Annotated in this window: 14 protein-coding genes; 5 read left to right on the top strand and 9 right to left on the bottom strand. The window is 72.9% G+C overall.

All coding sequences use genetic code 11. The annotated features are described in order from the left end of the window. The first annotated feature begins 5 nt into the window (after positions 1-5). The 5 genes from GAK38_RS05880 (at position 6) to GAK38_RS05860 (ending at position 4707) form a co-directional block, all read left to right on the top strand. On the top strand, positions 6-848 hold the full coding sequence (locus GAK38_RS05880) for an ABC transporter permease (protein WP_325342265.1): 843 nt from the start codon (positions 6-8) through the stop codon (positions 846-848). A gap of 59 nt (positions 849-907) precedes the next feature. Further along, complete coding sequence (locus GAK38_RS05875; protein ID WP_325342263.1) at positions 908-1639, top strand: ABC transporter ATP-binding protein; 732 nt, start codon at positions 908-910, stop codon at positions 1637-1639. Positions 1640-1651: 12 nt separating this feature from the next. Continuing rightward, on the top strand, positions 1652-2971 hold the full coding sequence (locus GAK38_RS05870) for an LLM class flavin-dependent oxidoreductase (protein ID WP_325342261.1): 1320 nt from the start codon (positions 1652-1654) through the stop codon (positions 2969-2971). A gap of 108 nt (positions 2972-3079) precedes the next feature. Continuing rightward, complete coding sequence (locus GAK38_RS05865) at positions 3080-3847, top strand: SDR family NAD(P)-dependent oxidoreductase (protein WP_325342259.1); 768 nt, start codon at positions 3080-3082, stop codon at positions 3845-3847. Continuing rightward, entirely contained in the window at positions 3847-4707 is an 861-nt protein-coding gene (locus tag GAK38_RS05860; RefSeq protein ID WP_325342257.1) for a CmcJ/NvfI family oxidoreductase, read from the top strand. The genes GAK38_RS05865 and GAK38_RS05860 overlap by 1 nt, the downstream gene beginning before the upstream one ends. Positions 4708-4792: 85 nt before the next feature. Here the strand turns inward: GAK38_RS05860 and GAK38_RS05855 are convergent, their stop codons facing one another. The 9 genes from GAK38_RS05855 to GAK38_RS05815 all read right to left on the bottom strand — a co-directional run bounded on the left by GAK38_RS05855 (position 4793) and on the right by GAK38_RS05815 (position 13826). Continuing rightward, positions 4793-5515 carry a dienelactone hydrolase family protein gene (locus GAK38_RS05855; protein ID WP_325342255.1) on the bottom strand — a complete coding sequence of 241 codons (723 nt, stop codon included), beginning with the start codon at positions 5513-5515 and terminating at the stop codon, positions 4793-4795. A 7-nt stretch (positions 5516-5522) separates the two neighbouring features. Continuing rightward, positions 5523-6896, bottom strand: a complete 1374-nt coding sequence (locus GAK38_RS05850) for an MmgE/PrpD family protein (protein ID WP_325342253.1) — start codon at positions 6894-6896, stop codon at positions 5523-5525. Further along, positions 6893-7900 carry a Bug family tripartite tricarboxylate transporter substrate binding protein gene (locus GAK38_RS05845; RefSeq protein WP_325342251.1) on the bottom strand — a complete coding sequence of 336 codons (1008 nt, stop codon included), beginning with the start codon at positions 7898-7900 and terminating at the stop codon, positions 6893-6895. Before GAK38_RS05845 ends, GAK38_RS05850 begins: the two co-directional genes overlap by 4 nt. Positions 7901-8113: 213 nt before the next feature. After that, on the bottom strand, positions 8114-9007 hold the full coding sequence (locus GAK38_RS05840; RefSeq protein WP_325342249.1) for a LysR substrate-binding domain-containing protein: 894 nt from the start codon (positions 9005-9007) through the stop codon (positions 8114-8116). Between the two features lie 88 nt (positions 9008-9095). Then, positions 9096-10394 carry an MATE family efflux transporter gene (locus GAK38_RS05835; protein WP_325342381.1) on the bottom strand — a complete coding sequence of 433 codons (1299 nt, stop codon included), beginning with the start codon at positions 10392-10394 and terminating at the stop codon, positions 9096-9098. Between the two features lie 137 nt (positions 10395-10531). Then, entirely contained in the window at positions 10532-11092 is a 561-nt protein-coding gene (locus GAK38_RS05830; protein ID WP_325342247.1) for a DUF2239 family protein, read from the bottom strand. Between the two features lie 45 nt (positions 11093-11137). After that, the gene (locus GAK38_RS05825) at positions 11138-11683 is read right to left on the bottom strand and encodes a hypothetical protein (RefSeq protein ID WP_325342246.1); all 546 of its coding nucleotides are present in this window, start codon (positions 11681-11683) and stop codon (positions 11138-11140) included. Beyond that, entirely contained in the window at positions 11680-13536 is a 1857-nt protein-coding gene (locus tag GAK38_RS05820; protein ID WP_325342244.1) for a monovalent cation:proton antiporter-2 (CPA2) family protein, read from the bottom strand. The genes GAK38_RS05825 and GAK38_RS05820 overlap by 4 nt, the downstream gene beginning before the upstream one ends. A gap of 50 nt (positions 13537-13586) precedes the next feature. Beyond that, positions 13587-13826 carry a hypothetical protein gene (locus tag GAK38_RS05815; RefSeq protein ID WP_325342242.1) on the bottom strand — a complete coding sequence of 80 codons (240 nt, stop codon included), beginning with the start codon at positions 13824-13826 and terminating at the stop codon, positions 13587-13589. Positions 13827-13854: the final 28 nt, after the last annotated feature.

Raw genomic sequence — 13854 nt, 5'->3', positions numbered from 1 at the left:
CGGCCATGGCCGCCATTCCATCGCACGAGGCGCGCGGCGGCGCACCGGCCCGGCCGGCCGCCCCGGCGCACCGGCCTTCGCTGGTGCCGCGCCGGCTGCCGCCGGGCGCGCGGCTCCTTGGTCCGCTGGTCGTGCTGGTGCTGTGGGAGGCAGCGTCGCGCCTGGGCCTGCTGGCGCCCGAGACGCTGACGGCACCGACCGCCGCGCTGCGCACCGGCTGGCGGATGCTGGCCGACGGCAGCCTGCTGCCGCACCTGGCGGCATCGGCTGCGCGGGCCTACAGCGGCCTCTTCCTCGGCGTGCTGGCCGGCGTGCTGCTGGCGCTGGCATCGGGCCTCACCCGCACCGGCGAGGCACTGATCGACGGGCTGGTGCAGGTCAAGCGGGCGATTCCGACGCTGGCGCTGATCCCGCTGGTCATCATCTGGCTGGGCATCGGCGAGGCGATGAAGGTCTTCCTGATCTTCACCGCCGTGCTGGTGCCGGTCTACATCAATACCCATGCCGCGCTGCGCGGCATCGACATCGGCCATGTCGAGCTGGCGCAGACGCTGGGCCTCACACGCGGCGAGTTCATCCGCAAGGTGGCGCTGCCGGGCGCGCTGCCCGGCTTCTTCGTCTCGCTGCGGCTGGCCGTGGCCCTGTGCTGGACGGCGCTGGTGGTGCTGGAACTCGTCAACACCCAGACCGGCATCGGCTACCTGATGAACCGCGCCCGCGACTGGGGCCAGACCGACGTGATCGTCGTCGGCATCATCGTCTACGCGGTGCTGGGCCTGGCGTCGGACGCAGTGGTGCGGCTGATCGAATCGCGCGTGCTGTCGTACCGCCGGTCGCTCGGGTCATGAGCCTCGCCGGGCCGTCCCCAGAGGCTCGCACCGCAGGCCATCGGGCCGAAGGTCGTCCAGTGAGCGCAGTCCCCCTTCATCCCGCAGCCCCTGTGGTGCTGGACCGGCTGTCGCGCAGCTTCGGCGGCCGCACGGTGCTCGACCGCGTCTCGCTGGAGATCCCGGCCGGGCAGTTCGTCGCGCTGCTCGGCGAATCCGGCTCGGGCAAGACCACGCTGCTGCGTGCGCTGGCCGGGCTCGACGGCGACGCCGCGGCGGCCGGGCGCTTTACCGTGCCGGGCAGCGTGTCGGTGCTGTTCCAGGATTCGCGGCTGTTGCCATGGCTGACCGTGATCGACAACCTCACGCTCGGCCTGCGGCGCCCGGACGCACGCGAAGCGGCGCTGGCCATGCTCGACGCGGTGGGCCTGGGCGACAAGGCGGGCGTGTGGCCGGCCACGCTGTCGGGCGGGCAGAAGCAGCGGGCATCGCTCGCCCGCTCGCTGCTGCGCGCGCCCGACGTGCTGCTGGCCGACGAGCCCTTCGGCGCGCTCGATGCGCTCACCCGGCTGCGCATGCATGCGCTGCTGTTCCGGCTGGTGGAGCGCCGGCGCCCCACCGTCATCCTCGTCACCCACGACGTGGACGAGGCCCTGGTACTGGCCGACCGCATCCTGGTGCTCAAGGACGGCCGCATCGCCGAGGACCACGCGGTCGGCCTGCCGCATCCGCGGCGCACCGACCACCCGGACGCCACCGCCCTGCGCGGGGCGCTGCTGCGCAGCCTGGGCGTGGACACCGGCACCGTATAGAAGGAAGCTCCCATGGCAGCCGCACGCTCCCTCCACCTGAACCTCTTCCTCATGCCGCGCGGCCACCACGAAGGCGCCTGGCGGCATCCGGGCGCGACGCGGCGGCGGCCGACCGAGCTGGACCTGTACGTCGAGGCGGCACGCACGGCCGAGGCCGCGAAGTTCGACGCTGTCTTCCTGGCCGACGCGCTGATCGCGCCCAACGGCGGCCAGGTGCTCACCTCCGGCTCGCTGGAGCCGATCACCACGCTGGCCGCGCTGGCCGGCCGCACCGAGCGCATCGGCCTGATCGCCACCGCCTCGACCACCTACAGCCTGCCGTATACGCTGGCGCGGCAGTTCGCATCGCTCGATCATCTGTCGCAGGGCAGGGCGGGCTGGAACATCGTCACCTCGTGGGCGCCCGGCGCGGCCGCCAATTACGGGCGGACGCAGGAAGTACAGCATGGCGAGCGCTACCGCATCGCCGACGAGTTCCTGCGCGCGGTCGATGCCCTGTGGCGCAGCTTTCCGGCCGAAGCCGTGCTCGACGACCGCGAGGGCGGCGACTACCTCAACCCCGCGCTGCTGCGGCGCGTCGACTTCGAGGGCGAACACTTCCGCACCCGCGGCCCGCTCAACGTGCCCGGCAGCCCGCAGGGCCGGCCGGTCTACGTGCAGGCCGGCCAGTCCGACGACGGCCGCGCCTTCGCCGCGCAGTGGGCCGAGGCGATCTTCACCGCGCACCTGACCCAGGCGTCGGCCCGGGACTTCTACAGCGACGTGAAATCCCGCGCCACGGCGCTGGGCCGGCGGCCCGGGGACATCGTCGTGCTGCCCGGCATCAGCGCGGCCATCGGCTCCACCGAGCGCGAGGCCCGGCAGGTGTGGGAGGAACTGGACGCGCTCACCGGCATCGAGACCGGGCTGGCGCGTCTGTCGGCCCGCTTCGGCGGCCACGACTTCCGCGGCGTGCCGCTGGACCGGCCGCTGACGCGCGGCGATTTTCCCGATCCGAACCAGGTCGAAGCGTCCAAGAGCCGCGTGATCGGCTACGTGGACCTGGCCGTGGGCGAGAAGCTCACGCTGCGCCAGCTGCTCCAGCGCCTGGCCGGCGCGCGCGGGCACCTGACGGCCACCGGCACGCCGGAGCAGGTGGCCGACCTGATCGAGGACTGGTTCACCGCCGGCGCGGCCGACGGCTTCAACGTGATGCCGCCTATCATCGGCAGCCAGTTCGAGCTGTTCACCCGCGAGGTCGTGCCGATCCTGCGTCGGCGCGGGCTGTTCCGCCACGATTACGAAGGCACGACGCTGCGCGAGCATTTCGGGCTGGCGCCCGTCGCGCGCTGAGCAGCTTTCCGGCGGCGGCGCAGGTGCGGCGCCGGCGACCGGAAGCCGCATATGGTTATCGCCAAACCGTCATTCCGCCGCGGATCGCCCGGCGGTAATGTGCGGCGCATGACTTCTTCCGCCTCTTCCCACTCCGTGGCCTGGATTGCCGGCGTGGGCGCCAGCGCCGGGCTCGGCGCGGCGCTGGGCCGCCGCTTCGCCCGGGCCGGCCACACCGTCGCGCTGACCGGCCGCAGCGCCGACAGGCTCGAATCCGCGGCCCGCGAGATCCGCGCGGCCGGCGGTCAGGCCCATGCCTTGGTGGCCGATGCCAGCGACGAGGCGGCCGTGGCCCGTGCGGCGGAGCAGGTCCGGGCGCTGGGGCCGCTGGCGGCCGCGGTGTTCAACGCCGGCAATGCCGTGCGCGCGCCTTCGCTGGAGCTGACGGCCGCCCAGTTCGAGGACGCCTGGCGCACCAGCGCGCTCGGCGGCTTCGTCTTCGCCCAGGCCGCGCTGCGGCTGCTGCTGGCCAACGGCGCGCCGTCCGATGCGTCCACCGGCCGCGGCAGCCTGCTGTTCACCGGCGCCACGGCCTCGCTGCGCGGCAGGCCGCCGTTCGGCGCCTTCGCGGCGGCCAAGGCCGCGCTGCGCTCGCTGTCGCAGAGCCTGGCGCGCGAGTTCGGCCCGCAGGGCATCCACGTGGCCCATGTGATCGTCGACGGCGGGATCGACGGCAAGCGGCTGCGCACCGGCGCGCCCCAGCGCGTGGAGGCTGCCGGGCCCGACGGCCTGCTGCATCCCGACGCGATCGCCGAGAGCTACTGGCAGCTGCATGCGCAGCACCGCAGCGCCTGGACGCAGGAGCTCGACCTGCGGCCCTATAAGGAGAGCTTCTGATGAGCACCACCATCCAGGACCCGATCGCCCCTGCCGTGCCGGCCGGCGAGGTCGAGGCCGAACTCAACTACCTGCGCGCGGGCAGTCCGCGGCCGGTGAGCTACACCTTCGAGCCGCCGCCCGGCGTGCCGTGGACCACCGGTGAGGTCGAGCCGCACCGGGTGCGCATCCGCGACGCGCGGCCGCTGGCGGCGCTGGGCGAACTGTCGCTCGACAGGAGCGGCTTCGAGCGGATCGTGCGGCCGTCGGCACTCGCGGACTTCTCCGACGAGGCGGCCATCCGCGCGGTCTACTATCCGGAGTCGGAAGCCATCCTGCGTGAGGCCACCGGCGCGGAGAAGATCGTCATCTTCGACCACACGCTGCGCGACAGCGCGCTCGGCTCGCGTGACCGCAGCCAGGGCGGCCTGCGCGAGCCGGTCGGCCGGGTGCACGACGACCAGACTTTCACCTCGGGCCCGCGCCGCGTGCGCGACCATCTGCCGGCCGACGAGGCCGAGCGGCGCCTGAAGCGGCGCTTCGCCATCGTCAACCTCTGGCGGCCGCTGGCCACCGTGGAGCAGTGGCCGCTGGCGCTGTGCGACGCCCGTTCCATCGCGCCGCAGGACCTGGTGCCCAGCAGCCTGGTCTATCCGGACAAGGTCGGCGAAACCTATTCCTTCCTCTACAGCCCGGCGCACCGCTGGTACTACTTCCCCCGACTCACGCCGGCCGAGGCGCTGCTGCTGAAGATCTATGACGCGCGCGAGGACGTGGCCCGGCTCACCGCCCACACGGCCTTCGATGATCCGACCAGCCCGGCGGATGCGGCTCCGCGGCGCAGCATCGAGCTGCGGGCGCTGGTGTTCTGGGCGGATTGATTCGCTGCGCTCATATACTCCCCCAATTGAATGGCCCAGGCCCGCATTCCATGCGTGCCTGGGCCGTTTACCCTCCGGGGGTATGTCAACCCTGTGCAATGCGCGCCAGCAGCGCGCGGGTACGCCGTTCGGCCAGCACGGCCGATTCCGGATGCTCGGTGGCTTCGCCATAGCGGCTGAAGCCGTGGCCCGCGCCCAGGTAGGTGTGGCGCTCGACCAGCGGGTTGGCCTGCGTGGCCTGCGTCACCGCCGCGATCACATCGGGCGGCGTGTGCAGCGCATCCAGTTCGCCGAAGTGGATCACCACCGGCACCCGCACCGTGGATCCCAGGGCCAGGTGCTCCCTCATGCGCGTGGGGTAGTAGAGCGCCGCGCCCTCCACCAGCCCGGCGCCGGCCGCGAGCCAGGCCAGCTCGCCGCCCAGGCAGAAGCCAATGCTGGCCACCGGCGCGCCGGCCGGCAGCCGCCGGCGCAGCCAGGCCACGGCAGCAGCGTTGTCGCGCACGGTGAGTGCGCGGTCGAGCTTGCGGTTGAGCGCGCGGCCGCGCTCCTGGTCCTGCGGGTTGTAGTCGAGGCCCAGGCCGGGCTCCTGGCGCCAGTACAGGTCCGGCACCAGCACGTCGAAGCCATCGGCCGCATAGCGGTCGGCCACGCCGCGCACCCAGCGGTTGAGGTTGTAGGTCTCCGGGATCATCAGGATGCCCACGCCCTGCGGTCGCGCCGGCTGGGCATGCCAGGCGGTGTAGCGGCCGTCGGGCGTGTCGATGTCGACGAAGCGGGAGTTCACGGAAGAGGGGGCGTGGCTCATCGGGAGATCAACGTATCACGGCCAGCGCATGCAGGCGCGCGAGGTCTCCGGGCTGCTCGCCGAAGCGGCGCGCCAGCGCGAAGACTTCGCCGGCGGCTGCGTCGCCCAGGCGCGGCGCGGCCAGGGCGGTGAACTTGGCCTGCAGCGCCGGCCAGTCCATCGGCCGCTCGGGGCTGCCAAAGGCGGCGGCCACGTGCTCGACGTGCACGCGGCCGTCGTCCAGCACCAGTTCCAGGCGGGCCGAGGTGCGCTCGGCACCGGCGTCGGCCACGACGCTGACACGCGAAGCCAGCGCCGCCAGCCGTGGATCGGCCAGGCGCGGCGGCTCGAAGTCGTCGGCACCGGCCGCGTAGCTGTGCAGCCCGAGCGCGATGCTGTGGGCCAGGCTGAAGCGGCCCTCGGCCGTGGTGCGCGGCTTCGCCACCGCGGCGATCCTGGCCGCCAGCGGATGCACGAAGGCCCGGGCCGCGCGCACCGCGCCGGGCGCGATGCCTGCGGCTGCGGCCTGCCGGGCCGCATCCAGGCTCGCGTGGATCAGCTGGCAGGCCGCGTAGGGCTTGCAGCTGTTGCGCAGCAGCTCGTGCGGGCCTTCGGCCGGGTCGCGCGGGGCGACGACCAGGCCGCGGTCCTGGAGCAGTATCTGGAACAGGCCGCCCTCGCCATCGAGGATGCCCGGCGCACCCTGGCCGCCGTGCGATGCCGCTTGCGCCGACGCGATGCCGTCGAAGGCCGCGTGGGCGATGTGCAGCGGCTTGGCCAGCGTGCCGGACGAGGCGCCGAAGCCGCTGGCATGCGTGGCCGCGATCGCGATCGTATGGGCAGCCTGCCCGCCGTCGAGGCCGAGCGCGCCGGGGACGGCCGCGGCCACGGCCAGGCGGCCGAGGATGGGCGTGGCATGCCAGCCGGACTGGGTCAGCCGCACACCCAAATTGATGCCGCCGGCGTCCGATGCGCCGACGCGGGCGCCGGCCTGGAGCCCGGCCGAGAAGGCGGCCAGCAGCCGGCGCTCGGCCACGCCGTGCTCCGCGCCCACGGCCAGCAGGGCGGCCCAGAGCGGACCGCTGCCGTGCAGGATCGAGGGGATGTGGGTGTCGTCGAAGTCGAGCACGTGCGACAGCCCGGCATTGACCCAGGCGGCCACGCCGGCCGCCGCAGTGCCGCCGGTGAAGAGCGGCGACGGACCCTGGCTGCGCCACTGCGCGGCCGTGGCGGCCAGCACGCGCGCATCGTCGCTGTCGCGCGCGCCGACCACCACGGCGAGCCAGTCGACCAGGCACTGCCGGGCGGCGTCGAGCACCGGGGCCGGCAGCGGCAGGGCGGCAGCTTCGGCCGCATAGGCGCCCAGTCGGCGCGCCAGGGGAGCGGTGGCCGGCGTCGTCATTCGGGCGTGATGCCGGCGCGCTGGATGATGGCCGCCCAGCGCTCGTTGTCGCTGCGGATGCTGGCGGCCAGCTCCTGCGGCGTGGTGAAACGCGGCTCGGCGCCGACCTTGGCCAGCCGCTCGCGGAAGTCGGGCGAGGCGACGATGCGGCGGATCTCGGCGCTCAGGCGGCCCCCGACGGCCGGCGGCAGGCCCGCCGGACCGAGCACGCCGGCCCAGGTGACGGCGACCAGCGGCTTGCCGCCGGCCTCGGCGAAGGTGGGCACGTCGGGCAGCACCGGCGAGCGCCGGGGCGTGCTGACCGCCAGCGGCCGCAGCTTGCCGCCGGCGATCAGCGGCAGCGCGGAAGGCAGCGTGGCGACCATGGCCGGCACGTGGCCGCCGGCCACGTCGACCTGGGCCGGGCCGCCGCCCTTGTAGGGCACATAGACCAGCGGCGGCAGGCCCTCGTTCTGGCGGTACAGCTCGGCGACCAGATGGTTGGTGGTGCCGATGCCCGCGACGGCGAAGCCGACCTGCGACGGGTCGCGCCGGATGCGGGCGGTGAGCTCGGGCAGGCCGCCAGTCTGCTGCGGGCCGGTCACCAGCACCATCGCGAACTCCACCACGCCGCCCACCGGAGTGAAGGAGCGCAGCGGGTGGTAGCTGAGATTCTTGTAGAGCAGCGGGCTCACGGCGACCTCGTTGGCCGTGGTGAACAGCAGCGTGTAGCCGTCGGGCACGGCGGCGGCGGCATTGGCCGTGCCCAGCGTGCCCGAAGCGCCGCCCTGGTTCTCGACCAGGACCGACTGGCCCAGCGCCTGGGCGAGCCGCTCGGCCAGCGGCCGCGCGATCAGGTCGGCCAGGCCGCCCGGCGGGAACGGCACGATCAGCCGGATCGGCTTGTGCGGATAGGCCGCGGCATCGGCCGGCTCGGCTGCGCAAGGAGCAACGCCGGCCGCGAGCGGCAGCAGCGCAAGGAGCGTCCGGGCGAGCAGGCGGCGAAGGAAGAGGTGGGGTGGCATCGAGGACTGGGGGCTGGGGGAGGCGGTTTCGAAGCCTTGCGTCGTGGACGACCTGGCCGGCAAACCGGGCATCCTAGGAAGCCGTGCCGGCCTTGACAAAGAAAATATCGCGATGTGCTTATATGCCGGTCGCCCGTGGCGCTGACGCGCCACCCGCAGCCCATGAAACCGGCGCGGCCTTGAGCCAAGGACGCCGCGCATGGGCCGTCCGTCCTATCCGATGTTGCGCCCCACCGGCGCGACCTCGTGGAGGCCGAGCCCGGTCTTGAGCAAGCCGAACGCCTGGCGCACCAGCGGGTTGACGCTGTGCGGCCGCATCCAGAGGCAGTAGGTGATCGATGGCAGGGTGGGCAGGCGGTCGTGCTCGTCGAGCACGCGCAGCTCCGGCCCCAGCAGCTCCAGGCTGCGCGGCGTGATGCCCAGGCCCGCGCGCACGGCCGCGCGCACGCCCACCGGGCTGTTGGAGACGAAGGCGGTGCGCCAGGGGATGTGGTGGCGGTCGAGCGCCTCCAGCGCATAGCGGCGGAAGATGCTCGGCTCGTCGCCCAGCACCAGCGGCAGCGGCTGGTCGGGCTGGTGCACGTACTGGGCGGAGCACAGCCATACGGTGCGCGACGTGCGCATCACAACGCCTTCGAGCGTGGCGTCCTCGCGGTTGGACACCGCCAGGTCGAGCTCGCCGCGGTGCAGCGAGGCCATGAGCTGCGGACTGCGGGCGACGATCAGCTCCAGCCGCAGCCGCGGCAGGAACCGGCCCAGGTAGGACAGCAGCGGCGGCAGCAGCGTGTCAGAGATGTCGTGCGGCGCGCCGACGCGCAGCGAGCCGCCGTCGCTCTCGCTGCGCAGCGAGGCCATGGCATCGTCGTTGAGCAGCAGGATCTCGCGGGCGTAGCGCAGCAGGTGGCGGCCCTGCTCGGTCAGGTGCTTGTTGCGGCCTTCCTTCTGGAAAAGGGCCTGGCCGAGCAGCTGCTCCAGCCGCTGCATCTGCTGCGTGACCGCCGACTGGGAACGGCCCTGCTGCGCACCGGCAGCGGCGAACGTTCCGGTGGAGACGACGGCCACGAACGTTCGCAGCAGTTCCAGATCGAAGGTCGGGGTCGGTGGCACGACGGCGGTTGTCAGGTAGGAGAAAGCTGCGCATCTTACGCGGTGCAGAAAAGGGGCCTTCCGGCGTCGTCCGCCCGACCGGCCGCCGTCACACCAGCCGCCGGATCGGCCGGCGGCGCCAGACAAAGCGGTAGTAGGCGGACTGCAGCGCCAGCATGGCGCAGAACGCGGCCGGGTACGACGCCCAGATGCCCGCCAGGCCCCAGTGGCGATCCAGCAGCCAGGCCACCGGCAGCTCCACCAGCGCGATGCAGCCGACCGAGACGGCCGTCGGCACCAGCACCGTGCCGCTGGCGCGCATGATCCCCGAGAAGATGCCGGCCATGCCGAACACCACGCAGCACCACAGGCCCACGTGCAGCAGCCCCTGGGCCATGTCGACCACCGGCGCGCTGGTGATGAAAAGGCCCATGAGCGGGCGCGAGAACAGGTAGCCCAGCACCACGAGCGAGCCGGTCAGCGCCAGGTTGATGCCCAGGCCGGCGCGCACGATCGCGCCCAGCCGGTCGAGCCGGCCGGCCCCGATGGCCTGGGCGCCGAGGATGGAGGCGGCAATCGAGATCGAGATGGCCGGGAACTGCACATAGCCCCAGACCTGGTTGACCGCGCCATAGGCCGCCGTGGCCTGCGAGCCGTGGCGGTTGACCAGGGCCAGCACCGCCAGTTCGGCGAGCGCCACCACGATCATCTGGATGCCTGTGGGCAGGCCCACGCGCAGCACCTTGGCCAGCAGGGCGGCGTCGATGCGCAGGTGCCGCGCCAGCGCCGCGTTCGGCGCCAGCGGACTGCGGCGGCGACGCAGAAACCAGGCGAGCCAGGCCGTGGCGACGACGAACGACACGACCGTGGCCCAGGCCGCGCTGCTCACGCCCGGCTGCGGCAGCCCGCCCCAGCCGCGGATGAGCGCCGGCGTGAGCAGCAGGCCGAGCACGGTCGAGATCAGCAGCGTGAGCAGCGGCGAGACCGTGTCGCCCACGCCACGCAGCATGGCCGTGGACAGCAGGAACACGAACACGCCCGGCATCGCGACCAGGATGATCCGCGCATAGGCGGTGGCATCCGGCAGGATGTCCGCCGGCGTGCCGAGCGCCGCCAGCAGCGGCCGGGTGAACAGGCCGCCGAACAGCGCCACCGCCAGCCCGCCGAGCACGCCGACCGTGAGCGTCGTGCCCACGACGGCGCGCGCCCGCTCCACCTCGCCCGCGCCCCAGGCCTGGCCGATCAGCACCGACGCGCCGGCTCCCAGGCCGATGGTGAAGGCGATGAAGAAGAACATCACCGGGAAGAAGCTGGACACCGCGGCCAGCGCATGTACGCCGAGCATCTGGCCCAGGTAGATGTTGTTGACCGTACCCGACAGCGATTGCAGCAGGTTGGCCCCAAGCATCGGTACCAGGAAGGCGAGGAAGGCGCGCCACAGCGGGCGGCCGTCGTCGTCCAGGGCCGCGGACGGCGTGAGAGCGCGCCTCGGAACACCTCCGCCTTCGGCTGCGGTGTGACCGCCTTCGGGCGGCCGGGCGGCGCTCACGCCGCCGGCTCCCAGGCACCGGCGGCCAATTGCTGCGCGTAGCCGCGCACGTCTTCGGGCCAGCCGGCCACCTGCGCGGCGAAGCGGCCGGCATCGCCGGCGAAGAGGGCGCGCGAGGCTTCCTCGAAGCCCGGCAGGTCGCCGGCCACGGCCGACATGAAGCGGTAGGCCGCCTCGCGCGCGGCGCGGGCCGCATCGCGCGGCGCATGGGTGCGCCGCGCCTCCTCGACCAGCCGGCGCAGCGCCACCGAGGCGCCGCCGGGCTGCAGGGCCAGCCATTCCCAGTGGCGCGGCAGCAGCGTGACCTCGCGCGCCACCACGCCGAGGCGGGGCCGGCCCGGCCCGCGCGGCGACGCGCTTTCGGCCGCAGGGCGCGGCGGCCGTGCGTCGAGATCGATACGGCAGCCAGTATAGTCGTCAAACGTTCGCAGGACGGGCGCTTGCGGCACAGACCCCTGGGTAAAGGCCAGCAGCTCGGCGCGTGTGCCGCGCGCCACGCGAATGAACCCGTCGAACAGTGAATAGGTGCCGGGGTCGGGGGGAGGGAGCGTCGTCATGCAATATATTTTATCCGGGCCTATTATTTCGACCGGGTAAATTGCTCAACTGTGTTTCCGGCCCATCCACGGACCGAATCGGCGCCAGAGCCGTCGCAGCCGGCGGCGCCATCCTGCGCGCAGCCGGCGCCAGGCCTGCCACGGTGCCGAGCTGCGGAACCGCAGCAGCAGCGTATCCTTCCACCCCTTCCAGCGCCAGTAGCCGCGGGCGAACCAGCCATAGCGCATCAGGGCCGGCTGCGTCAGCGTGAAGAGCCGCGCGACGATCGCGGTGCCGACCACCTTGGCGGCCACCAGCAGCGCCAGCCCCGAGGCCGCATGGCCGGTGCCGAAGAGCCACAGCGCCAGCAGCTTGACCGGCACCAGCGCCAGCACCGGCACCCCGAACACGGCCACCGCGGCCCAAGACGGCAGCGCGGCGATCCGGCGTTCGAGCCAGGCCCAGGCCGGCAGCCGGCCGAGCCAGGCCGCCGCGCGCGACAGCGGGCCCCAGCCCCATTCCTCGAACAGCAGCAGCAGTGCCAGCGGCAGCGTGGCGGTGAAGTGCAGTGCGCGGGCGAAGCGGCCGCGGCGCTCGGGCGGTCTGGTCATCCGGCGGCCTGGCGATCCCGGTCCACCATCGCGGTGGCGGCCTCGGGGTTGAGCGCCTGGCCGGCATGCTGCGGCCGGGTCAGCGGCGTGGCCGACCAGTGGTTGCCGCGGGTCAGGTCCATGGTCGCGGCGCGGGTGTCGCCGGCCAGCTGCAGCTGCAGCCGCTCGGCGTCGCGCCGGCGGATGTCCTCGGCGATCTCGGCCACGACCGATTCGCGCTCGCCGAGCTGGCGCAGCGCCTGGGCGCCGAAGCCGAGCGCCGATTCCAGCGTCTCGCGCAGCTGGAATTGCACGCCCTGCTTCATCAGCGACACCGCATGCTGGCGGTCGTAGGCCCGGGCCATCACCGGCACCAGCGGAAAGCTGTGGCGCAGCAGCTCGACGATGTGGCTGGTCGTCTCCTTGCGGTCGGTGCACACGAGGATGGCGCGCGCATGGGCGGCGCCGCTGGCGTGCAGCACGTCGAGCCGGCGGCCGTCGCCGTAGTAGACCTTGAAGCCGAAGCGCGCGGCCGAGCGGATCATGTCGGTGTCGTTCTCGATCAGGGTGATGTCGATGCCGCGCGCCAGCAGCGCCTGGCTGGCGATCTGGCCGAAGCGGCCGAAGCCGATCATCAGCACGCCGCCGTCGGCCGAGGCCGGGGTGTCCTGCACCCGCTCGATGCCGCTCAGGTCGGGCGCGGCCCTGCCCGGCGGCTGCAGCCTGTGCAGCGCCGCGGCCAGGACCGGCGTGAAGGCCATCGACAGGATGACGGTGGCCGTCAGCGTGGCATGCACCCGGCCCGACAGCAGGCCGCCCGCGGCGCCGGCGGCGTAGAGCACGAAGGCGAATTCCCCGCCCTGGGCCATCAGCGCGGCACGCTCCAGCGCCTCGGCATGCCCGGCCTTCGACAGCCGGGCCACGCCGTAGACGGCCGCCATCTTGAGCGCCATGGCCGCGGCCAAGCCGGCCAGGATCTCCCGCCAGTGCCCGGCCACCCGCGCCGCGTCGAGCGACATGCCCACGCCCATGAAGAACAGGCCCAGCAGCAGGCCGCGGAAGGGCTCCACATCGGCCTCCAGCTGGTGGCGGAAGGCCGATTCGGACAGCATCACGCCGGCGGCGAACGCGCCCATGGCCATGGAGAGACCGCCCCACTGCATGGTAAGCGCCGCGCCCAGCACGACCAGCAGCGCGGCGCCCGTCATCACCTCGCGCCCGCCGAAGCGCGCCAGCAGGCGGAACAGCGGGTTCAGCAGCCAGCGGCTCACGGCGACCAGGCCGACCAGCGCGGCGAAGGCGGCGCCGATGGTCACCCAGCGCGAATGGCCATGGTCGCCGGAGGCGGCCGGCACCAGCAGCGCCACGGCGGCCAGCAACGGCACGATGGCCAGGTCTGCCAGCAGCAGGATGGAGACGATGCGCTGGCCGCGTGGGGTGGAGGTGTCGCCGCGCTCGTCGAGCAGCTGGGCCACGATGGCGGTGGACGAGAGCACGAAGCCCATGGCCGCGACGAAGGACACCGCAGGCGCCAGGCCGGCCAGGACGCCGGCGCCGGTCAGCACCGCGCCGGCCGCGGCGACCTGGGCCAGGCCCAGGCCGAAGATCTCGCGCCGCAGGTTCCAGAGCTTGCTGGGCTGCATCTCCAGCCCGATGACGAAGAGGAACATCACCACGCCGAGTTCGGCCACGTGCAGGATGGCCTCGGCATCGCTGAAGAAGCCCAGGCCGAACGGCCCGATGGCCAGGCCCGCGGCCAGGTAGCCCAGCACCGAGCCGAGCCCGGCGCGCTTGAAGAGCGGCACGGCCAGCACGCCGGCGGCGAGGATGACCACCGCCTTGACGAGTTGTTCGCTGCCGTGTTCGATGGCCATGGTTCTAACGACAAAGCCGCCCGAAGGCGGCTTTGCGAAACGTCAGCCGGTCAATCCTGCAACTCCAGCCGGCGCTCGATCCTGTCGACGCGCTCGGCCACGCGGTCGATGCGCACGCTGATCGACGCGTCGGACTCTTCACCGTGGGCGAAGTCCCTGCCCAGTCCGGCCACCGATACCTCCAGATGCCCGATGCACTGCACGACTTCATCGAGCTTGCGCTCGATCCGGTCCTGCCCCGCCTGAAAGCGTTTCAGGTGCTCGATCAACAGGTTTTCGACGTTTTCCATGGTCCGGCCATGCTACCCCAATTCATCC

This window comes from Xylophilus sp. (assembly GCA_009914555.1).
Taxonomy (GTDB): Bacteria; Pseudomonadota; Gammaproteobacteria; order Burkholderiales; family Burkholderiaceae_C; genus WNDY01.
Note: the sequence above shows the minus strand (reverse complement) of the source record. Positions and strands in the feature narration are given on the sequence as shown.

What these genes read in the sequence shown, in the direction of transcription:
- GAK38_RS05825 (WP_325342246.1), bottom strand. Translation starts at nt 11,683, where the DNA reads ATGACCAGACCGCCCGAGCGCCGCGGCCGCTTCGCCCGCGCACTGCAC.
- GAK38_RS05845 (WP_325342251.1), bottom strand. Translation starts at nt 7,900, where the DNA reads ATGCCACCCCACCTCTTCCTTCGCCGCCTGCTCGCCCGGACGCTCCTT.
- GAK38_RS05860 (WP_325342257.1), top strand. Translation starts at nt 3,847, where the DNA reads ATGAGCACCACCATCCAGGACCCGATCGCCCCTGCCGTGCCGGCCGGC.
- GAK38_RS05830 (WP_325342247.1), bottom strand. Translation starts at nt 11,092, where the DNA reads ATGACGACGCTCCCTCCCCCCGACCCCGGCACCTATTCACTGTTCGAC.
- GAK38_RS05815 (WP_325342242.1), bottom strand. Translation starts at nt 13,826, where the DNA reads ATGGAAAACGTCGAAAACCTGTTGATCGAGCACCTGAAACGCTTTCAG.
- GAK38_RS05865 (WP_325342259.1), top strand. Translation starts at nt 3,080, where the DNA reads ATGACTTCTTCCGCCTCTTCCCACTCCGTGGCCTGGATTGCCGGCGTG.
- GAK38_RS05850 (WP_325342253.1), bottom strand. Translation starts at nt 6,896, where the DNA reads ATGACGACGCCGGCCACCGCTCCCCTGGCGCGCCGACTGGGCGCCTAT.
- GAK38_RS05870 (WP_325342261.1), top strand. Translation starts at nt 1,652, where the DNA reads ATGGCAGCCGCACGCTCCCTCCACCTGAACCTCTTCCTCATGCCGCGC.
- GAK38_RS05835 (WP_325342381.1), bottom strand. Translation starts at nt 10,394, where the DNA reads ATGCTTGGGGCCAACCTGCTGCAATCGCTGTCGGGTACGGTCAACAAC.
- GAK38_RS05855 (WP_325342255.1), bottom strand. Translation starts at nt 5,515, where the DNA reads ATGAGCCACGCCCCCTCTTCCGTGAACTCCCGCTTCGTCGACATCGAC.
- GAK38_RS05880 (WP_325342265.1), top strand. Translation starts at nt 6, where the DNA reads ATGGCCGCCATTCCATCGCACGAGGCGCGCGGCGGCGCACCGGCCCGG.
- GAK38_RS05820 (WP_325342244.1), bottom strand. Translation starts at nt 13,536, where the DNA reads ATGGCCATCGAACACGGCAGCGAACAACTCGTCAAGGCGGTGGTCATC.